The organism is Clostridium sp. cel8 (genome assembly GCF_014050525.1).
Classification (GTDB): Bacteria; Bacillota; Clostridia; order Clostridiales; family Clostridiaceae; genus Clostridium_B.
Window position 1 is genome coordinate 25,702 of record NZ_JACGAG010000012.1, and the last position, 19,575, is coordinate 45,276.

At 30.7% G+C, this 19,575-nt stretch carries 20 protein-coding genes and 7 tRNA genes; 24 read left to right on the forward strand and 3 right to left on the reverse strand.

Annotated elements, in window-relative coordinates; translation table 11 throughout:
- Positions 1-30 precede the first annotated feature (30 nt).
- From H2684_RS10240 to H2684_RS10265, 6 genes are all read left to right on the forward strand, one after another.
- Complete coding sequence (locus H2684_RS10240) at positions 31-1,086, forward strand: homocitrate synthase (protein WP_182089314.1); 1,056 nt, start codon at positions 31-33, stop codon at positions 1,084-1,086.
- 10 nt (positions 1,087-1,096) lie between these two features.
- Complete coding sequence (locus H2684_RS10245) at positions 1,097-1,906, forward strand: homocitrate synthase (RefSeq protein WP_182089315.1); 810 nt, start codon at positions 1,097-1,099, stop codon at positions 1,904-1,906.
- A 141-nt stretch (positions 1,907-2,047) separates the two neighbouring features.
- Complete coding sequence (locus tag H2684_RS10250; RefSeq protein ID WP_182089316.1) at positions 2,048-2,260, forward strand: zinc ribbon domain-containing protein; 213 nt, start codon at positions 2,048-2,050, stop codon at positions 2,258-2,260.
- 495 nt (positions 2,261-2,755) lie between these two features.
- Positions 2,756-4,165 carry an FAD-dependent protein gene (locus tag H2684_RS10255; protein ID WP_182089317.1) on the forward strand — a complete coding sequence of 470 codons (1,410 nt, stop codon included), beginning with the start codon at positions 2,756-2,758 and terminating at the stop codon, positions 4,163-4,165.
- A 53-nt stretch (positions 4,166-4,218) separates the two neighbouring features.
- Complete coding sequence (locus H2684_RS10260; protein ID WP_182089318.1) at positions 4,219-5,505, forward strand: adenylosuccinate synthase; 1,287 nt, start codon at positions 4,219-4,221, stop codon at positions 5,503-5,505.
- Between the two features lie 119 nt (positions 5,506-5,624).
- A complete protein-coding gene (locus tag H2684_RS10265; protein WP_182089319.1) occupies positions 5,625-6,374 on the forward strand; it encodes an acyl-ACP thioesterase domain-containing protein in 750 nt (249 codons plus the stop codon).
- Between the two features lie 8 nt (positions 6,375-6,382).
- Here the strand turns inward: H2684_RS10265 and H2684_RS10270 are convergent, their stop codons facing one another.
- Positions 6,383-7,615, reverse strand: a complete 1,233-nt coding sequence (locus tag H2684_RS10270; RefSeq protein WP_182089320.1) for an NAD(P)/FAD-dependent oxidoreductase — start codon at positions 7,613-7,615, stop codon at positions 6,383-6,385.
- Between the two features lie 166 nt (positions 7,616-7,781).
- Here H2684_RS10270 and H2684_RS10275 point away from each other — a divergent pair, with 166 nt between their 5' ends.
- The 8 genes from H2684_RS10275 (at position 7,782) to H2684_RS10310 (ending at position 9,397) form a co-directional block, all read left to right on the forward strand.
- The gene (locus H2684_RS10275; protein WP_182089321.1) at positions 7,782-8,579 is read left to right on the forward strand and encodes a pyruvate, water dikinase regulatory protein; all 798 of its coding nucleotides are present in this window, start codon (positions 7,782-7,784) and stop codon (positions 8,577-8,579) included.
- A gap of 205 nt (positions 8,580-8,784) precedes the next feature.
- Positions 8,785-8,859: transfer RNA gene (locus tag H2684_RS10280), tRNA-Glu, on the forward strand.
- Positions 8,860-8,866: 7 nt separating this feature from the next.
- Positions 8,867-8,942 (forward strand) — tRNA-Val (locus H2684_RS10285).
- A gap of 6 nt (positions 8,943-8,948) precedes the next feature.
- A tRNA-Asp gene (locus tag H2684_RS10290) sits at positions 8,949-9,025 on the forward strand.
- Positions 9,026-9,077: 52 nt separating this feature from the next.
- Positions 9,078-9,152, forward strand: a tRNA-Glu gene (locus H2684_RS10295).
- A 7-nt stretch (positions 9,153-9,159) separates the two neighbouring features.
- Positions 9,160-9,235 (forward strand) — tRNA-Val (locus H2684_RS10300).
- A gap of 6 nt (positions 9,236-9,241) precedes the next feature.
- Positions 9,242-9,318 (forward strand) — tRNA-Asp (locus H2684_RS10305).
- A 3-nt stretch (positions 9,319-9,321) separates the two neighbouring features.
- Positions 9,322-9,397, forward strand: a tRNA-Thr gene (locus tag H2684_RS10310).
- A gap of 113 nt (positions 9,398-9,510) precedes the next feature.
- Here H2684_RS10310 and H2684_RS10315 read toward each other — a convergent pair.
- On the reverse strand, positions 9,511-10,494 hold the full coding sequence (locus H2684_RS10315; protein ID WP_182089322.1) for an ATP-binding protein: 984 nt from the start codon (positions 10,492-10,494) through the stop codon (positions 9,511-9,513).
- Positions 10,487-11,476, reverse strand: a complete 990-nt coding sequence (locus tag H2684_RS10320) for a DnaD domain protein (protein ID WP_182089323.1) — start codon at positions 11,474-11,476, stop codon at positions 10,487-10,489. Before H2684_RS10320 ends, H2684_RS10315 begins: the two co-directional genes overlap by 8 nt.
- Positions 11,477-11,678: 202 nt before the next feature.
- On the opposite strand from H2684_RS10320, the gene H2684_RS10325 reads away from it, so the two are divergent.
- The 10 genes from H2684_RS10325 to fabZ all read left to right on the forward strand — a co-directional run bounded on the left by H2684_RS10325 (position 11,679) and on the right by fabZ (position 19,561).
- Positions 11,679-12,755 carry a nitronate monooxygenase family protein gene (locus H2684_RS10325; RefSeq protein WP_182089324.1) on the forward strand — a complete coding sequence of 359 codons (1,077 nt, stop codon included), beginning with the start codon at positions 11,679-11,681 and terminating at the stop codon, positions 12,753-12,755.
- Positions 12,756-12,813: 58 nt separating this feature from the next.
- Positions 12,814-13,275, forward strand: a complete 462-nt coding sequence (locus H2684_RS10330) for a MarR family transcriptional regulator (RefSeq protein WP_182089325.1) — start codon at positions 12,814-12,816, stop codon at positions 13,273-13,275.
- 50 nt (positions 13,276-13,325) lie between these two features.
- Entirely contained in the window at positions 13,326-14,300 is a 975-nt protein-coding gene (locus H2684_RS10335) for a beta-ketoacyl-ACP synthase III (protein ID WP_182089326.1), read from the forward strand.
- Between the two features lie 14 nt (positions 14,301-14,314).
- On the forward strand, positions 14,315-14,536 hold the full coding sequence (locus H2684_RS10340) for an acyl carrier protein (protein ID WP_182089354.1): 222 nt from the start codon (positions 14,315-14,317) through the stop codon (positions 14,534-14,536).
- A 29-nt stretch (positions 14,537-14,565) separates the two neighbouring features.
- Entirely contained in the window at positions 14,566-15,510 is a 945-nt protein-coding gene (gene fabK / locus H2684_RS10345) for an enoyl-[acyl-carrier-protein] reductase FabK (protein ID WP_182089327.1), read from the forward strand.
- A gap of 14 nt (positions 15,511-15,524) precedes the next feature.
- Positions 15,525-16,460 carry an ACP S-malonyltransferase gene (gene fabD / locus H2684_RS10350; protein ID WP_182089328.1) on the forward strand — a complete coding sequence of 312 codons (936 nt, stop codon included), beginning with the start codon at positions 15,525-15,527 and terminating at the stop codon, positions 16,458-16,460.
- A 16-nt stretch (positions 16,461-16,476) separates the two neighbouring features.
- Positions 16,477-17,226, forward strand: coding sequence for a 3-oxoacyl-[acyl-carrier-protein] reductase (gene fabG / locus H2684_RS10355; RefSeq protein WP_182089329.1), 750 nt, complete (start codon positions 16,477-16,479; stop codon positions 17,224-17,226).
- A 66-nt stretch (positions 17,227-17,292) separates the two neighbouring features.
- A complete protein-coding gene (gene fabF / locus H2684_RS10360) occupies positions 17,293-18,543 on the forward strand; it encodes a beta-ketoacyl-ACP synthase II (protein ID WP_182089330.1) in 1,251 nt (416 codons plus the stop codon).
- Positions 18,533-19,084 carry an acetyl-CoA carboxylase biotin carboxyl carrier protein gene (gene accB, locus H2684_RS10365; protein WP_182089331.1) on the forward strand — a complete coding sequence of 184 codons (552 nt, stop codon included), beginning with the start codon at positions 18,533-18,535 and terminating at the stop codon, positions 19,082-19,084. The genes fabF and accB overlap by 11 nt, the downstream gene beginning before the upstream one ends.
- Positions 19,085-19,105: 21 nt before the next feature.
- Entirely contained in the window at positions 19,106-19,561 is a 456-nt protein-coding gene (gene fabZ, locus H2684_RS10370; protein ID WP_182089332.1) for a 3-hydroxyacyl-ACP dehydratase FabZ, read from the forward strand.
- The last annotated feature ends 14 nt before the right edge of the window (positions 19,562-19,575 follow it).

Below are 19,575 nucleotides of genomic sequence, written 5' to 3' on the forward strand. Positions count from 1 at the left end.
CTATCTTCTATCTCCAAAGAGGTGATATATATGTCCATTATGCTTAAAAATGAAGAAAAGATTATCATAGATAGAACTTTGGAACAAATTTTAAAAAGTAATAAAGAAATTAATCCAAAGATGTCTGAAAAATTTTTAATTCTATTGAAAAATATTGGAGTTGATTTCATAGAAATTGATAAAAGTGTTATTGATAGTATAAAAAAATTTCCTGAAGATTTGAAATACATATATATAGTCCGTAATACTTTAGATATAAAATCTATAAATAAATATTCTATGAAATTTGAATACATTGTTTTAAACTATGACAATACTGAAGACAAAGAACTTATTGATTCATTAAGAGATAAAAATATAATACTTGAAATTGATATAAGAATTTTAGATAAACTATTTATCGAGAAAAATTTAATAAAATTTCAAAAAATGAATATAAAAATTATAAGGATAAAAAATGTAGTTAAATATAATTTATGTGTGTGGAAGAGGCTGATATGTGATATAAAGAAAAAGTTTAATGTAAAGGTAGATTTTTATCCAAGTAATAAATTTTATATGGCAACTGCAGTGGGTATTGAAGCTTGTATAGATGGTGCTGATTCAATAACTGCTGTGTTTAATGGACAGAATTTTGGAAGAGCTTCTCTTGAAGAGGTACTTCTTGGTCTTCATGTTATGAAAAAGGCCACAGTATTTGGAAATTTTAAGCTTATAGGAGAAACTGCAAAAGTATATTCAAGTCTTGTAAATGATAAGATATATTCCATGAAAGCTGTAATAGGTGAAGATATATTTAAATATGAGTCTGGAATACATGTAGATGGAATAAATAAAAATCCGCATACTTATGAGCCATATAATCCTTATGATATTGGTAAAAAAAGAACTATGTATATAGGAAAACATTCGGGAAAGAAAGCTATTATGATTAGATTAAATCAGTTGAACATAGATTATTCAGATATTGATATCAATGAATTTTTGAAAAAAGTGACTGGATTAAGCATAAAACTTAAGAGGAATATTTATGATAATGAATTGGTTGAAATTTTCAATAAATTTAAAAATACTTGCTTGAAATGAGGTAATAAGGATGGATGTGAATATTGTTGATACTACTTTGAGAGATGGAGAGCAAAAAGCCTGTATAGCTTTTGGAATAGAAGAAAAGGTGAAAATTGCAAAAATTATAGATGATATGGGAATAAGTCAGATAGAAGCGGGGATTCCGGCTATGGGTGGAGATGAAAAAAAGGGGATTGAAAAGATTGTGGGTTTGGGACTTAAAAGTAAGATATCTGCATGGAACAGAATGAATATAAAAGATATAGATAATTCAATAGATTGTGGTGTAGATATAATTCATATATCCGTTCCATCATCTGATATACAGATAAAATATAAACTTAGAAGCAAGAGGGAATGGGTTGTAAATAACATGAAGAGATGTATTGAATATACAATGAATAAGGGATATGAGGTAACTATTGGTCTTGAAGATGCCAGTAGGGCTGATATAAATTTTCTGATTGAACTTTGTAGGGATGTATCTTCCATGGGAGTTAAGAGAGTAAGATATGCTGATACTGTTGGTATTCTCTACCCGAGAAGAATATTTTATAGTATAAAGAAAATAAAGCAGGAAGTACCAATTGAAGTGGAAATTCACGCACACAATGATTTTGGAATGGCTATTGCAAATTCTATGAGTTCTGTGGAGGCTGGAGCCAAGTTTGTAAATTGTACTATTAGTGGAATAGGGGAGAGAGCTGGAAATTGTGATTTTATAAAATTTCTATATTGTCTTAATAAAATTTATGGAAAAAAAATATTTTATGGAAATATTCAAGAACTTACTGACAAAGAGCAACTAATTCGAGAAATAATAAATTATTATGAGTAATAAAAGAGCCATTGACAAGAAAATATCAATGGTTTTTTTATTACCTATAATAGAGATAATACTTATAGTAAGCTTGAAAATTTTAACCAAAAATATGATATAATCAATTTTAGGTTATACATGATTGTTAGGAGGTTAAATATGGAAAAGAAACAGTACATCTGTCCAAAGTGTGGTAATAACGAATATGAATCAGACCAATTTCAAGCAACTGGAGGAAATTTTGCTAAAATATTTGATATACAAAATAAAAAATTTATTACTATTACCTGTAAAAGGTGTGGGTATACAGAGTTATACAGATCAGAATCTTCAAGTGGTTGGAATATATTGGATTTTCTTATAAATAACTAATTTATTAATGTAAATTGTTGATGTATGTATTATTATGATTAATAGTGATAATTTGTTACAAATAGTTAACTTACATGACATTAAGTAGTAACAAAAACCATATATAATTATAAGTGTCCTAAGGAAAGAACCTTAGCGAAATTGAAAATAATGAGTTTTATATAAACAAAATAAAAGTAATGGTAATTACCAAACTGGTGTCTTTGGTTGCAGGACACAATAAATTTAAATGCAACCACCATAACATATAATTTAGATTTATATGTGCTTTTAAAGTTATATAAAGTATATTATAAATAGTATAATAGTCTTTAAAATTATTTTATAAATATGATATTGTTTACAGTAAATAGCAGTATAATAATTCACACAGGAGTATAAGTAATAGACTAATAGTATTAGTACGAATTTTAATTCTAAATTATCAAAGAATATTCGTATTTTTTATTGACTGAAATCTGCACTTCTGATACCATAATGTAGGAGGGATACGTTTTGAAGAATAAGTATGATGTTATAATAATTGGTGCAGGTCCTGCGGGAATATTTACTGCTCTCGAAGTTACAAAACTCAATAAAGATTTGAGTATACTTATATTAGATAAGGGTAGAAGTATAGAAAATAGAAAATGCCCTGAAAGAATAACTGGAAAATGTGTAAAATGTAATCCATGTGCCATAACTTTTGGTTGGTCAGGAGCAGGGGCTTTTTCAGATGGAAAGCTTTCTTTGAGCCCAGAGGTTGGTGGAAGGATACTTGAGTATTTTTCAGAAGAAGAGTGTAAGAATTTAATAAAATATTGTGATGATATATATTTGAATTTTGGTGCAAATAAAACCGTATATGGATTGAATAACGAAAAAATAGATAAAATAAAATATGAATCAAGTAAACATAATATAAAACTTGTAGAATGCCCTGTTAGACATTTAGGAACAGAGCTTGCTTATGATGTTCTTAAAAGAATGTACCATTATTTGATTGATAATACTAATACAGAATTTAGCGAACTTACTGAGGCCGAAAAAGTATTAGTTAAAGATGGAAAAGTAATAGGAGTTAGAATAAATAAAAATGGAAAAATTAAAGAAATAAAAGGAAAGTATGTAGTTGTTGCTCCAGGAAGAGGAGGAGCAGAATGGTGGTCTAAAGAATCAAAAGATCTTGGCTTAAAGACTGTAAACAACGCTGTGGATATTGGAGTTAGAGTTGAAGTTCCTAATTCAATAATGGATCACTTAACTAAGGATTTGTATGAGGCTAAATTAGTATATTATTCAGATACCTTTGATAATAAAGTTAGAACTTTTTGCATGAATCCTGGTGGAGTAGTTTCAGAGGAACACTATGATGATGGAGCTATAGCTGTTGTAAATGGCCATAGTTATTCTGAAAAGGAATTAAGAACGGATAATACTAATTTTGCTATGCTTGTATCTACATCTTTTACAGAACCTTTTGATAGACCTATAGCTTATGGTAAGTATATTGCGGAGCTTGGAAATATGTTAACTGGTGGAGGTATAATGGTTCAGAGGTTAGGAGATCTTTTAAATGGAAGAAGAACTGATTATTCAAGGCTGAAAAAATCCACTACAATTCCTACATTAAAGTCTGCAGTTCCAGGAGATTTAAGTTTTGTATTGCCACAGCGACATCTTACATCTATAGTTGAGGCATTAAAGGCTTTTGATAAGATTGCACCAGGACTATATAGTAAGAATACACTTTTATATGGAGTAGAAGTAAAATTTTACTCAAGCAAATTCGAAACAAATAATAGATTTGAAACAAGTATAGAAAACCTCTATACCATAGGTGATGGAGCTGGCATCACAAGAGGACTTATGCAGGCGTCCACGACCGGTGTAGTTGTAGCAAGAGATATATCCAAAAAAGAGTAGTTTTATAGTACTGTTTTAATCATGATATATAAAAATGAGGAGGAAAAAATTTTATGTCATCGTTTATTGTTTTAGGAGCTCAATGGGGAGATGAAGGAAAGGGTAAGATGACAGATTATCTTGCCAAAGAAGCAGATGTTGTTGTTAGATTTCAAGGAGGAAATAACGCTGGTCATACAGTTGAGGTAGATGGTAAGCAGTATAAGCTACATCTTATACCTTCAGGAATACTATATAAAGACAAATTAAATGTGATAGGAAATGGTGTAGTTTTAGATCCTAAGGCTCTTTTTGAAGAAATAGAATATCTTAAAGAAAACGGAGTTGAAGTTACAAGTGACAATCTTATTATAAGTGATAGAGCACAACTAATTATGCCATATCACAAGGTTCTTGATAATGTTAAGGAAAAATCAAGAGGTAAAAAAGATATAGGAACAACTGGGAAAGGAATAGGGCCATGCTATACTGATAAGATGGAGAGAAGCGGAATTCGTGTTTGCGACTTATTGCATAAAGATATATTTGCTCAAAACTTAAAGAAAAATATGGAAATAAAAAATGCTATAATATCAAAGGTATATGGAGGAGAAGAACTTGACTTTAATTCTGTATATGAAGAATATATGATTTATTCAGATAAGATTAGACCATTTGTAAAAGATATATCAGTAGAAGTTAATAAGAATATAAAAGCTGGAAAAAAAGTATTGTTTGAAGGTGCACAAGGTACACTTTTAGATATAGACTATGGTACATATCCATATGTAACTTCTTCAAGTACAATTGCAGGTGGGGTTTGCATTGGTGCTGGAGTAGGACCTTCATTGATAGATAGTGCCGTTGGTATAGCTAAGGCATATACTACAAGAGTTGGAAAAGGACCTTTCCCAACAGAATTAAATGATGATACTGGAAATTGGATAAGAGAACAGGGACATGAATATGGAGTAACTACAGGAAGAGCAAGAAGATGTGGATGGCTTGATTTAGTTATACTTAAAACAAGTAGTAGATTATCTGGACTTACTAGTTTTGCTATTACAAAAATCGATACATTGGCAGGACTTGATAAGATAAAGGCATGTGTTGGATATAAATTTAATGGTGAAATTATTGATTATGTTCCTGCAAGTCTTGAAGATTTAGCAGAATGTGAACCTGTATACAAAGAATTTGATGGATGGGATGATAGCGTAAAGGATGCAAGAGATTATGACTCTCTTCCTGAGAACGCTAAGAAGTATATAAAGGCAATAGAAGATTTTACAGAAACTAAGGTATCTATAGTATCAGTAGGACCTGGGAGAGATCAAACTATAAGGGTTTCTGAAATATAGAATATAATTAATATAAAAAGGCTTTTGGTAGAAAGATAGTACCACAAGTCTTTTTTTATTTGTAGACATAGTAATTTGATGATAATATTATAGTATTACCATAATTAGGAGGGGATATTTTGGATAAGTTAACTACGGAGAAAGAATATGAAGTTAACTATTATGAAATAGATTTTAGAAAAAAATTACTTGTAACTAGTTTAATTAATTATTTTGAAGACACTGCAACAAAACAATCCCAAGATGTAGGGAATGGACTTAATTATATGGAAAAAAATAAAATAGCATGGGTTTTATACAAATGGGATATAAATATAGATAGATATCCTTCTTTTCGTGAAAACATAAGAGTTAGAACTAGTGCCTATTCCTTTAGGAAATTTTATGGATATAGGACCTTTGAAGTTGTTGATGCAGATGATAATATAATATGCAGGGCGAAATCTATATGGCTACTTATGGATACTGATAAGAGAAGAGTGAAAAAGATAAGTGATGATATGTATTCTATTTATAGATTAAATAAAGAAATTGATAATAAACCACTTGATATAGATAATGTGCATTTACCTGAAAAGTTTACTTATGAGAAGTATTTTAATGTAAGATATAGCGATATAGATACAAATATGCATGTAAATAATGTAAAGTACTTAGATTGGGCAATAGAAACTGTTCCACTTGAAATTGTGCTTAATTATTCAATAAAGAGTTTAAATGTTACTTACAAAAAGGAAACTACTTATGGAAAAAAAATAAAATCATCAACTGAAGTTGTAAAAAGAGGCAATAATTATATAGCACATCATTTAATATCAGATGATGATGGCAAAAAATTATGTATCATAAGAACTATTTGGCAAAAGTAAAAATGTTTTTAATTTGATTTAGCAGCACTTTTTCCAGCTATAAAACCGGAACTCCAACACCATTGAAGATTGAAACCACCACAATCTCCATCAACATCAACAACTTCACCTGCAAAATATAAATTAGGTATTATTTTTGACTCAAGGGTTAAAGGATTTATCTCTTGAGTATCTACTCCACCTGATGTTACTTGAGAATTTCTAAAAGAGTTAGTGTCATAAACAGTAAATGTCCAAGATTTCAAAATATCATATATGTTTTTCTTTTCATTCCAAGTAAGATCAGATGTAGGTTTATGTATACTGCTTAAATTAGCTTCTTTTAATATAATAGGGATTATTTTTTTGTTTATTATACCTATAAATGAGCTATAAGTGCTTCTATATCCTAATAGCCCAAAATGATTTTCAAGGAAGTCTATAAGTTGTTTTTTCGAAAAATTAGGGAACATATCTACTTTTAATTTTACATCACGATTATATAATAGATTTCTTGATGCAATGCCACTTACTTGAAGAATAGGTGGACCTGATATACCATAGTCTGTAAATAATATTTCACCATATTCTTTTCTCATTGATTTGCCATCTACTATTAATTCACATTCACCATTGAATTTTACACCTGATAATGCTTTTAAATGATTGTATTTTAGTTTTAACTGAACTAAAGATGGTACAGGAGTTATTATATTATGACCAAGTTTTTGTGCAATTAAGAATCCTGAGCCATCTGATCCGGTATTGGCTGCAGATTTACCACCTGTACATAATATTACTTTATTACATTTAAATGTCTGATTATTGCATATTATTTTAAAATTATTATTTTTTCTAATTATAGATTTTACTTTTGAATTTAAGTAAATGGGAATATTTCTTTCTTCTGCTGCTATTTTTAATATATCTACAACAGATGAGGCTTGAAAAGACATTGGATATGCTTTTCCATTTTCCTGTGTAGTCAGAGGCAGCCCTATTGATGCAAAAAAATCAAAGGTATTTTTATATGTGAAGTTGGAAAGTATATCTTTGAAAAAGTAACTATTGTTGCTATGATATCTGGATAAATTTTGATCTGTGTTCGTTATATTACATCTGCCATTTCCGGTAATTAGTATTTTTTTGCATATTCTATTTGAACCATCTATTAGAGCAACGTCTTTTCCTGAATCCTTTGCTGTAAGTGCAGCTATCATGCCTGAAGCACCAGCACCAATTATTATTATTTCATGAAACAAGTTGAACACTTCCTTAGTATGAGATAAAACTTAGTTTTTATTATATTGTAGGGGAATATGTTTTACAAGTAAAGTTTAGAATATAATTTACAAAATATAATAAATATATGTTATTATGTATATGTCGTTTATATAATTAAGGTATATTTATAGAGAAGGTGAAAATATGTTGAAAATATATGCTGTATCCGATTCTATAGGAGAAACAGCAGAACAGGTTGCAAGGGCAACGGCATATCAATTTTCTGAAACTGTTAAAATTCAAAAAGTACCCTATGTTAAAAGTTATGAAGATGTAAATGAATTTATAGATAAATTAGAAAGTAGGGAAAATATACTTGTAATATCTACTATAGTACTAGTTGATGTTAGAGAATTCCTTACAAGAAGATGTGGTGAGTGTGGTATACCTATAAATAATGTATTAGGGCCATGTATAAGCATGGCAGCAGATATACTAAACACTATACCTCAATATAGACCAGGTGCTGTTTGGATGATGGATAGCAAATATTATAAGAAGATAAAAGCTATGGAGTTTGCAGTTCAATATGATGATAGTAAAAATAATTCTGGTATAAAGTATGCAGATGTTATATTAATAGGACTTTCAAGAACATCAAAAACTCCAATTTGCATGTATCTTGCAAACAAGGGAATAAAGGCTTTAAATATTCCTCTTATGCCTGAGGTTCCAGTACCAAAGGAATTATTTGAGATAAGTAGAAGAAAAATAGTTGCACTTACTATAGATCCAATTCAACTTATAGAAATAAGAAAAAGAAGATTAGATAGCTATCGTACACATTTTTCGAATATAAAATATGCTGATGAAGAAAGAGTACTTCAAGAAATTGATTTTGCAGATAGACTTATAAAGAGATTAAATTGTAAAGTTATAGATGTAACTAAAAGGGCCATTGAAGATACAGCTCTTTTGATAATGGATTATATTGGTTACTAAGTCATTATATTTTAAAAAATTACAAATTATACAATTTAGTTATGGATATAAACAACGAAATTAATGAAAATATATTAAAAGTTAAGAGAAAATAAAAAAAAGTGTTGACACTTTGATAAATATTTTGTATTATAGTCTATGTCGGGTTTACGAAAAGAACCCAATAGTTAATATGAGAAGTAAATAAAAATTAAATTAAAAAAATGGCCCCTTGGTCAAGTGGTTAAGACACCACCCTTTCACGGTGGTAACAGCAGTTCAAGTCTGCTAGGGGTCACCAATTGTATGGGCGCATAGCTCAGCTGGGAGAGCATCTGCCTTACAAGCAGGGGGTCACAGGTTCGAGCCCTGTTGTGCCCACCATACAGTGGCTTAGTAGCTCAGCTGGTTAGAGTGCCGGCCTGTCACGCCGGAGGTCGTGGGTTCGATCCCCATCTAAGTCGCCATTTATATTATCTTTTGTAGATTTATATAAATAAAAATTAAATTAAAAAGTATGGCCCCTTGGTCAAGTGGTTAAGACACCACCCTTTCACGGTGGTAACAGCAGTTCAAGTCTGCTAGGGGTCACCAATTGTGTGGGCGCATAGCTCAGCTGGGAGAGCATCTGCCTTACAAGCAGGGGGTCACAGGTTCGAGCCCTGTTGTGCCCACCATACAATGGCTTAGTAGCTCAGCTGGTTAGAGTGCCGGCCTGTCACGCCGGAGGTCGTGGGTTCGATCCCCATCTAAGTCGCCATTTGCTGGCATAGCTCAGCTGGTAGAGCAACTGACTTGTAATCAGTAGGTCGTGGGTTCGATGCCTACTGCCAGCACCAAAACACCTTAACGGAATATAATCTGTTTAAGGTGTTTTTTTAGTGGAAATTTTAAATTATAAATGTGAGTTGATACCTAGAAAATTAATATTAAGAACAGAGTAAGAAATATGTTATAATTTCTTACTCTGTATATTTTGTTTTACTCGTATATCTTCTCCAAAAAATTTGAATAATGTAAAATTGCCTATTAATCTTGAAGAAATTCTTTCAGAGTATATTTTTAATAATTCTTCTAAATCGCAATTAGTGGATATTATTATTTTTTTATCTTTTAGAAGTCTTGTGTTTAATAAATTAAATAGTTCTGTTTTTGAAAAGTCAGTTATTTGTTCAGAACCAAGATCGTCTATTATAAGTAAATCACATTCAAAGATCAAATATTTAAGATTTTCATTATTTGTAAATCTTAAGCTCCTTAAATTTTGAATTAAGGTTTCCGCAGTTCTATATGTTACTAAATAACCTTTATCAAGCAACTCTTTTGCTATACAGTTTGACATAAAACTCTTTCCAGTTCCAGAACTTCCATAAAAAAGCAAGTTTTCATTTGATGTAGAAAAATCCTCAATAAATTTCCAACATTTAGTTGCAATATTTTCTATATTTTTTCTAGGACTTATATGTTCACCATCAGCTCTTCTTGGAGAGAATAGCTCGGGATTATAATTTTCAAAATTATTTTTTTTCAATATATTCATTAAATTAGAATTTTTATAATATAATTTTACTAATTTTTGCTTATAACAACTGCATTTTTTAGTACCTATGAATCCTGTATCTTTGCATTTAGGACATACATAATGAATTTCTAGATAGTCCATAGGATAATTATTTGCAACAAGCAGTTCAGATTTTTTTATTCTAAGGTCAGTTATTTTATCATGTATTTGTTTTATATATTTATCTTTATCCTTTGTATTTTTTAAAAGTTGAATAGACAACTTAATGGAAGACAGTCCAATTTCCCTTTCTATATCTAAAATTTCAGGTATTTTTTTTTCTATTTCTTTTTTTCTCATATTAAGTAATTCTTTTTCTTTATTTTGAATATCTTCATATATTTTCATAATGGCATTATGATAACCCTTAATCATTATTATCCCATCCTAATAGTTTCTTTTCCAAATCATTGAAATCATAATTTCTTTGTTTGAAGTTATTAAAAGTACTGGTCTTGGAATTTGATTTACTCTTAGCTTGAGGATTTATATATCTAATTTTCTTTTTGTCCTTATTTTCCACATCTTCAAGTGTTTTTATATTATCTTTATACCAGCTAGAGAGTATTCCATCGATATATTTAAAATCTGCCTTATTTATTCTTTGAAAACATATGTCACAAGCTTTGAAAATCAAATCTAGTGAAAATTTATAAGTATTGAGCCATTTAGTAAGAAGCTTTTCCTGTGGTTTCATAACTTCTCCATCTTTAATACCTAGGTATTTTAATATTTTTCGTATGTTGATCCACTTATCTTCATGTTTTTTGATAAAAGTCTGAGCATCATTTATATTTTTAATTTTAGCATCAAACCAGGATATGGCAATTTTTTCAATATATCTACTATCTGTTTTCCCTTTTAAAACACAATATTGAATTAATAGTAACACGATTTCTGGAGAAAAATTAAATTCCTTAAGCCAACTTATATACATAGTAATTTCCTTGGAAGAGAGAGTTCTACCTAATAATTTTTCTATGTCTTGAAGCATATCTTTTGTAGAACTTTTATTTAATTCTTCAACTATATCGATATTTTCAGGTTTTTTGTCCTTAAGTTCCGTTAGATCTAGAAATTCTATTTTATAATTTCCCATGTTATCTACTGGAATCATCTTTACTACATTTTCCTCATCCCAATAATTCCAAGCATTTATAACATCTGTTTCTAAAAGATGTAGTGTACTTGCTATAACTTCTGAGCTTACACCTAATTCTCCAGAATTGCAATATTTTAGCCCTAGAAGATATACCTTTACAAATTCTCCACGGGCTTTTGGCATAAATTTATCTATGAAAACATTATTAACAGGAGTATAATTTGAATCTTTGTTATTAAATACAAAAGTGCTCATATAACTAATACCTGCCTTTTATTAACTTTATTTAAAAGTACATCCTTAGTAATTAATTATATCAAACTATAAAAATTATAACAATTAAACTTTGTGGTACTTTATTTACATATTAAATTATTTGACAGTAAAATCCTTTTAATATATACTTTGATTATCAAATTATTTGATAATCAAAAATTATATTAAAGGAGACGATTAAATGGGATTACCTCCACTTATTATAGGAGATTTAAAGGCTGATGTTCCCATTATACAGGGGGGTATGGGGGTCGGAATTTCTGGATATAGACTTTGTCAAGCTGTAGCAAATGAGGGTGCAATAGGAGTAATATCTGGAGTGCAAATAGGATATAGAGAGCCTGATTTTGAAACAAATACAAAAGATGCGAATATTAGAGCTTTGAGAAAAGAAGTAAAAAAGGCCAGAGAATTGAGTCCAAAGGGAATAATTGGTGTTAATATAATGGTTGCTGTAAGTGACTATGATGAAATGGTAAAGACTTGCATTGAAGAGGGTGTTGACATTATAATATCAGGAGCAGGACTTCCACTTAAGTTGCCAAAGCTTGTGGAGGGAAGTAATATGAAAATAGCACCTATTGTATCTTCAGCAAAAGCTGCATCACTTATTATAAGAAGTTGGGTAAAAAAACATTCAAGGTTACCTGATTTGATTGTAGTAGAAGGACCAATGGCAGGAGGACATCTTGGATTTCATCCAGAACAATTAGAATCTGGTACAGAAAAACTTGAGGATATTGTACCAGAAGTTTTAAATGTAGTAAAAATATTTGAGGATAAATATAACAAAAACATACCAGTAGTAGCTGCAGGCGGAATTTATACGGGATCTGATATTGTAAAATTTTTAAAATTAGGTGCATCTGGTGTCCAAATGGGAACGCGTTTTGTAGCTACAGAGGAATGTGATGCAAGTATAGAATATAAAAATATGTATGTAAATTCAAAAGAGCAGGATATAAAATTTATTAAAAGTCCAGTAGGATTACCAGGAAGAGCAATAGAAAATGAATTTATAAAGAGAGCAAAAAAAGGGAGAATTGCTCCAACAAAATGTTATAATTGCCTAAAAAAATGCGATCCAAAAATTACACCATATTGTATATCTAGAGCTTTAATAAATGCAGTTAAAGGCAATGTAAATGAAGCTCTTATTTTTGTAGGTGCCAATGCATACAGAATAAATAAAATAGTAAAAGTAAAAGATCTAATCAAAGAATTGGTTTCTGAAGCAGATATGCTGTATGATGTATAATGTTTAATTATAATATACCTTGAAGTTTTTTAAATTGTGTACTTAGAAAGGTGATTTGGTGGATAAAGCTATAAATATTATAAATGAATTGTTAGTTGATATTTTTTATGACATATTACAGATAGAACAAAAGTCGCTTCAATATGCATCTTTTAAGGATTTATCAATTTCTGAGATACATACTATAGAAGCTATAGGAATGTATAAGCCTAGGAAAATGACTGAAATAGCATCTGAACTTGATATAACTTTGGGAACTCTAACTACAGCTATAAATCATTTAGTAAGTAAAGAATATGTAGTTAGAAATAGAAGCGAAGCAGACAGACGAATTGTGTATATAAGCCTTACTAAAAAAGGGAGGCTAGCTTATAGAATACACAGGAAATTTCATTCAGATATGGTTAAGCAATGTATAGAAGGATTAAGCGAGGAAGAAGAGTCTATTTTGACAACAGCTCTTGAAAAGTTAAATAAATTTTTTAAGGATAAATATAATGTTGGAGTTAAACCCAAATAAAAATATAATATATTGAATCTATATACTATATATAAAGAAGAAGGGGAAAAATGAATAAAGTAGAGATTATTGGTACAGGAAGCTATTTACCGAAAAATATTGTTACAAATGATGACTTAAGTAAAATAGTAGATACAAATGATAGTTGGATAAAGAGTAGAACTGGAATTGAACAGAGAAGAATTTCCCAAGGTGAGAATACATCTGATATGGCTACAAAAGCTGCAGTCAAGGCTATAAAAGATGCAAATATATCTGCAGATGAAATTGAGTTTATAATAGTAGCTACTGCTACACCAGATAATTTTTTGCCTTCTACAGCATGTATAGTTCAAAAGAATATAAATGCACTTAATGCTACTTGTTTTGATATATCAGCAGCTTGTTCTGGCTTTATATATGCTTTAGATATTGCAACTCAGTTTATAAAAGCAGGTAGAGCAAAAACAATTTTAATAATAGGTGCCGAAGTTCTTTCTAAAATACTTGACTGGAAGGATAGAAGTACTTGTATTTTGTTTGGAGATGGTGCAGCAGCTGCTGTATTAAAACAGGGAGAAAAAGATAGTATGCGTGCATTTTTTACAGGTTCAGATGGACGTCTTGGAGAATCTCTAATTTGTCAGGCAAAAGCTGTAGATAATCCATATATGAAAACTGAAGTAAAGAGGGCAAGATCAGTAGTTAAAATGGATGGAAAAGAAATATTTAGATTTGCAGTTAAGATTATGGATAAATGTATAAGGAAGCTTTTAGAGCAATCCAATAGTTCAATAGACGAGATAAAATGTATAATTCCACATCAAGCAAATCTTAGAATTATAGAAGCTGCATCTAAAAGATTGAATATACCTTTAGATAGATTTTATATTAACTTAGATAAGTATGGAAATACTTCAGCGGCAAGTGTTGGGATAGCACTTGATGAAGTGAGAAGAAAATATGATTTTAAATCTGGAGATAAAATCATATTGGTAGGTTTTGGAGGAGGACTTACATATGGAGGAGTTGTTTTTGAAATTTGATTTATAAGATAGAAATGGTGTTTGAAAAAATAAGAAATATAATTTCACAGCAACTTGATATAGACAAAGAAACAATAAAGATGAATACTTCATTTGAAGAAATTGGGGTTGACTCTTTAGAATTATTTCAAATAATAATTGATATAGAGGATGAATTTGGAGTTCAGATAGATGATGAGGAATTGGTAAAGACGGTAGGAGATGCTGTTAATTTTGTAGTTAAATATAACAAATAGAACAATGTATTGTTAGTATGGAGGTATGTATGAGTAATTTTGAATTGTGTGATATGCTAGGTATAAAATATCCTATTATACAAGGAGGAATGGCATGGATAGCAGATAGTTCACTTGCTTCTGCAGTATCAAATGCTGGAGGACTTGGAATAATAACTGGAAATGCACCTGTTGATTGGGTAAGAGATGAAATAAGAAAAGCTAAAAAGCTAACAGATAAGCCTTTTGGAGTTAATATAATGTTACTCTCAGATACTGCGGAAGATATAGCAAAAATGGCTTGCGAAGAGGGAGTAAAGGTAGTTACTACAGGAGCTGGAAATCCAGGTAAATACATAAGTATGTGGAAAGAGCATAATATCAAGGTAATACCTGTAGTTGCATCTGTTGCTTTAGCAAAGCGTATGGAGAGGTCAGGTGTAGATGCTGTTATTGCAGAAGGCTGTGAGTCCGGTGGTCATATAGGAGAGCTAACTACAATGGCTTTAGTTCCACAGGTTGTAGACGCTGTGAATATTCCAGTTATAGCAGCAGGTGGAATAGGAGATGGAAGAGGAGCAGCGGCGGCTTTTATGCTAGGAGCTTCAGGTGTTCAATTAGGTACTAGATTTTTGGTAGCTAAAGAATGTACGGTATCACAAAATTATAAAAATAGAGTTATAAAGGCAAAAGATATAGATACGCAAGTTACAGGTAGAGTTACTGGGCATCCTGTAAGAGTAATAAGAAACAAACTAACTAGAAAATTTCAACTTTTAGATAAAAATCATGCTCCTATAAGTGAGTATGAAAAATTAGGAAGAGGAGCACTTTCAAAAGCTGCAAAAGAAGGGGATATAGAAAATGGATCTGTTATGGCAGGACAGATTGCAGGACTTGTAAATAAAGAGCAAAGTGCAAAAGAGATAATAGAAGATATATTCTGTGGAGTTGAAGATAGCATAAAGAGATTAGAAAATATAGTTCAAAATTAAATTGGGAGGAAAACATGGGAAAAATAGCTTTTTTATTTTCAGGACAGGGTGCTCAATATGTAGGTATGGGAAAGGAACTTTATGATAATATAAAGTCCTCAAAGGAGATCTTTGAAACTGCAGATAGAGTACTTGGATTTTCCATAAGTAATATGTGTTTTTCAGGGCCTAAAGAGGATTTAGATGAAACTGAGAACACACAACCTGCAATTTTAACTATGAGCATTGCAGCACTTACTGCTTTAAATAGCTTTGGAGTAAAAGCTGATATTACAGCAGGATTAAGTCTTGGAGAGTATTCTGCTCTTGTTGCAAGTGGAGTCATTAAATTTGAAGATGCAGTTTCATTAGTTAAGAAAAGAGGAAGATATATGCAACAAGCTGTACCTTATGGAAAAGGAGCAATGTTTGCTGTTATGGGGTCTGACATTTCTACAGTGAATGCATTGTGCAAAGAATATTCTAGTAAAGGTGTAGTAGAGATAACTAACTTAAATTGTCCAGGACAGATAGTGATTTCCGGTGAAAAGGAAGTTGTAGAAGAAGTTGCAGAAAAGTTATTAAAAACTGGTGCAAGAAGAGTTGTTAGACTTTCTGTAAGTGGGCCTTTTCATACTTCTTTAATGAAACCGGCAGCGGAAAAACTTGAAAAGGAACTAGCGAGTATATCAATTTCAAATTTTAAAATACCACTTATTACAAATGTTACAGGAGAAATAGTGGAAAATGTTAACCTTGTTAAGCCATATTTAAAGAAACAAGTAATGAGTACAGTTTATTTTGAAAAGACAATACGAAATATGATTAATATTGGAGTGGATACTTTTATAGAAGTAGGTCCAGGAAAAGTTTTAAGCAGTTTTGTAAAGAAAGTGGATAGAAAATCTACTATTTTAAACGTCCAAGATATGGATTCTTTGAATCGCACTATAGAGAGATTAAATAAATAAGATTGGAGAATGTGAAATGGAAAGACTTATGGAAGGAAAAGTTGCTATAGTTACTGGAGCATCAAGGGGTATAGGCAGAGCTATTGCACTTAAGCTTGCTGAAGAAGGTGCTAATATAGTTATAAATTATAGAAATAATTCAGATTCTTTAAATGAAATTGTTAAAGAAATTGAAAAATTAGGTAGTAAAGCTATTTTGGTGCCTGGTGATGTTAGTATATTTAATGATGCTAAAAATATAATTGAAAAGGCAGTAGAAAAGTTCAATACAGTGGATATACTTGTAAATAATGCAGGTATAACAAAAGATGGATTGATACTTAGAATGAAAGAAGAAGATTTTGATAAAGTAATAGAAGTAAATTTAAAAGGAGCATTTAATTGTATAAGACATGTTGCTCCAATTATGCTGAAAAAGAGAAGTGGTAAAATAATAAATATATCTTCTGTAGTAGGAATAACTGGAAATGCAGGTCAGGCAAATTATTCAGCTGCAAAAGCTGGTATAATAGGATTAACAAAATCTACTGCTAGGGAATTTGCAGGAAGAGGTATAAATGTAAATGCAGTAGCACCTGGATTTATAAAAACAAGTATGACAGAGGTACTTCCTGATAAAGTTAAAGAGAGTATACTGTCTACTGTACCTTTAAAGAGAATTGGATTGCCAAGCGATGTGGCTGAAGCAGTGTCATTTTTGGCATCTAGTAAATCTGATTACATTACAGGTCAGGTTATAAATATAGATGGTGGAATGGTAATGTAATTATTTATAAATCTTATAAATGCAATGATAAATAATTACAAAAATGATCAAAGGTTGGTGAAATAGGTGAAAAATAGAGTAGTAGTTACAGGACTTGGAGCAGTTACACCAGTAGGAAATGATGTAGATACTTTTTGGAGTAATATAAAAAATGGAGTATGTGGAATAGATTTTATTAAAGGATTTGATACAGAAGGTTTTAAAGCAAAATTGGCTGCAGAGGTTAAAGACTTTGATCCTATATCAATTTTAGGTAGAAGAGAATCCAGAAGATTAGATAGATTTTCACAATTTGCTGTAGTTGCAGCAGATGAAGCAATTAAAGATTCTGGACTTGATTTAGACAGTGTTGATAAACATAGGATGGGAGTTGTTGTAGGTTCTGGTATTGGAGGAATAGGAACTATAGAGAAAGAACATGAAACTCTTATGAAAAAAGGACCGAATAGAATTCATCCACTTTTTATTCCAATGATAATAAGTAATATGGCAGCTGGAAACATTGCAATAAGATATGGTGCAAAAGGAGTATGTACTACAGTTGTTACAGCTTGTGCAACAAGTACAAATTGTATTGGAGAAGCTTATAGAATGATACAAAACGGAACTGCAGATGTAATAATTGCAGGGGGAACTGAAGCAAGTATAACTCCACTTTCTGTAGCAGGATTTACATCATTAACAGCACTTAGCAAAAGTGATGATCCAAAAAGGGCTTCTATTCCATTTGATAAAGAGAGAAATGGATTTGTTATGGGAGAAGGAGCTGGTATTGTTATATTGGAATCTTTGGAACATGCAAAGAAGAGAAATGCTAAAATATATTCGGAAATAGTTGGATATGGATCTACTTGTGATGCGTATCATATAACTTCTGTTGATCCTAAAGGAGAAGGAGCGGCCTATGCTATGGGTGAGGCAATAAAAGAAGCTAATATAGAAAAAGGCGATGTATCTTACATAAATGCACATGGAACAAGTACTGTATCAAATGATAAAGGTGAAACATTGGCAATAAAGAGATTATTTGGCGATATTGCAAAGAAAATACCTATAAGTTCAACTAAATCTATGACAGGTCATTTACTTGGAGCTGCAGGTGCAGTTGAGGCTATAGTATGTATAAAGTCAATGGAAGATAGCTTTATTCCACCTACTATAGGATATAGGGAAAAAGATGAAGAATGTGATCTTGATTATGTTCCTAATAAAGGTAGAAAAGTGGATGTTAAATATGCTATGTCAAATTCCTTTGGATTTGGAGGACATAATGCTGTAATTTTATTAAAAAGATGGGGTGAGCAATATGGATTTTAAGGCAATTGAAGAAATGATAAAAGTTATGGATAATTCAAGTCTTGGATATTTGGAAGTTGATTGGGATAAAATTTCTATAATAATGAAAAAGAAGGGTGAATCTGGAGTAATTAAAGCAAGCGATATAGCACATACTTTTCAAAATACTAGATCTATTGAACCTAAGTTAGAGGAAAATTTGCAGAAGAGTGAAGTTACTAGTGTAGAAAATCCTTCATATAAAAATGAAAGTGTAAAAGATGAAGGTGTAAAAAAAGAAGATACAAAAGATGAAAAAGAGATTGAAGATGATGAAAACATAAAAGAAATAGTATCACCTATTGTAGGGACATTTTATAGTAAGGCAGGTCCTGATAAAGCAGATTATGTAAGTGTTGGAGATAAAGTTAAAAAAGGTGATGTGCTATGTATAATAGAAGCAATGAAGATCATGAATGAAATATCAAGTGATGTTGATGGTGAAGTTGTAGAAATACTTGCAGAAAATGGACAGATGGTTGAATATGGACAGTGCTTGTTTAAAATAAAGGTTAATAAATAAATTAATACTTGGGAGGATATTATGGAAAAAAATGATTTCAATGTAAATTTAGGAATAAAGGAAATTAAAGAAATTATTCCACATAGATATCCATTTTTATTAATTGATAGAGTGGTTTATATGGAACCTGGAAAAAAAGTTATTGCTATAAAAAATGTGACAGCAAATGAACAGTTTTTTCAAGGACATTTTCCAGAAGAACCAGTTATGCCTGGAGTGCTTACTATAGAAGCACTTGCACAGGCAGGGGCAGTAGCTATACTTAGTAAAGATGAATTTAAAAATAAAATAGCATTTTTTGGTGGCATAAATAGAGCTAAATTTAGAAAAAAGATAGTACCTGGAGATACACTTACTTTGGTTGTTGAAATTGTAAAAATGAAAGGACCTGCAGGTATAGGTAAAGCAGTAGCTTATGTTAAAGAAGAAAAAGCTGCTGAAGCGGAATTGATGTTTATGATAGGAGATAAAAACTAAAGTATTAGGAGTTG

What these genes read in the sequence shown, in the direction of transcription:
- fabG (WP_182089329.1), top strand. Translation starts at nt 16,477, where the DNA reads ATGGAAAGACTTATGGAAGGAAAAGTTGCTATAGTTACTGGAGCATCA.
- H2684_RS10320 (WP_182089323.1), bottom strand. Translation starts at nt 11,476, where the DNA reads ATGAGCACTTTTGTATTTAATAACAAAGATTCAAATTATACTCCTGTT.
- H2684_RS10240 (WP_182089314.1), top strand. Translation starts at nt 31, where the DNA reads ATGTCCATTATGCTTAAAAATGAAGAAAAGATTATCATAGATAGAACT.
- H2684_RS10340 (WP_182089354.1), top strand. Translation starts at nt 14,315, where the DNA reads ATGGTGTTTGAAAAAATAAGAAATATAATTTCACAGCAACTTGATATA.
- H2684_RS10315 (WP_182089322.1), bottom strand. Translation starts at nt 10,494, where the DNA reads ATGATTAAGGGTTATCATAATGCCATTATGAAAATATATGAAGATATT.
- fabK (WP_182089327.1), top strand. Translation starts at nt 14,566, where the DNA reads ATGAGTAATTTTGAATTGTGTGATATGCTAGGTATAAAATATCCTATT.
- fabD (WP_182089328.1), top strand. Translation starts at nt 15,525, where the DNA reads ATGGGAAAAATAGCTTTTTTATTTTCAGGACAGGGTGCTCAATATGTA.
- H2684_RS10275 (WP_182089321.1), top strand. Translation starts at nt 7,782, where the DNA reads ATGTTGAAAATATATGCTGTATCCGATTCTATAGGAGAAACAGCAGAA.
- accB (WP_182089331.1), top strand. Translation starts at nt 18,533, where the DNA reads ATGGATTTTAAGGCAATTGAAGAAATGATAAAAGTTATGGATAATTCA.
- H2684_RS10250 (WP_182089316.1), top strand. Translation starts at nt 2,048, where the DNA reads ATGGAAAAGAAACAGTACATCTGTCCAAAGTGTGGTAATAACGAATAT.
- H2684_RS10325 (WP_182089324.1), top strand. Translation starts at nt 11,679, where the DNA reads ATGGGATTACCTCCACTTATTATAGGAGATTTAAAGGCTGATGTTCCC.
- H2684_RS10260 (WP_182089318.1), top strand. Translation starts at nt 4,219, where the DNA reads ATGTCATCGTTTATTGTTTTAGGAGCTCAATGGGGAGATGAAGGAAAG.
- H2684_RS10245 (WP_182089315.1), top strand. Translation starts at nt 1,097, where the DNA reads ATGGATGTGAATATTGTTGATACTACTTTGAGAGATGGAGAGCAAAAA.
- H2684_RS10335 (WP_182089326.1), top strand. Translation starts at nt 13,326, where the DNA reads ATGAATAAAGTAGAGATTATTGGTACAGGAAGCTATTTACCGAAAAAT.
- fabZ (WP_182089332.1), top strand. Translation starts at nt 19,106, where the DNA reads ATGGAAAAAAATGATTTCAATGTAAATTTAGGAATAAAGGAAATTAAA.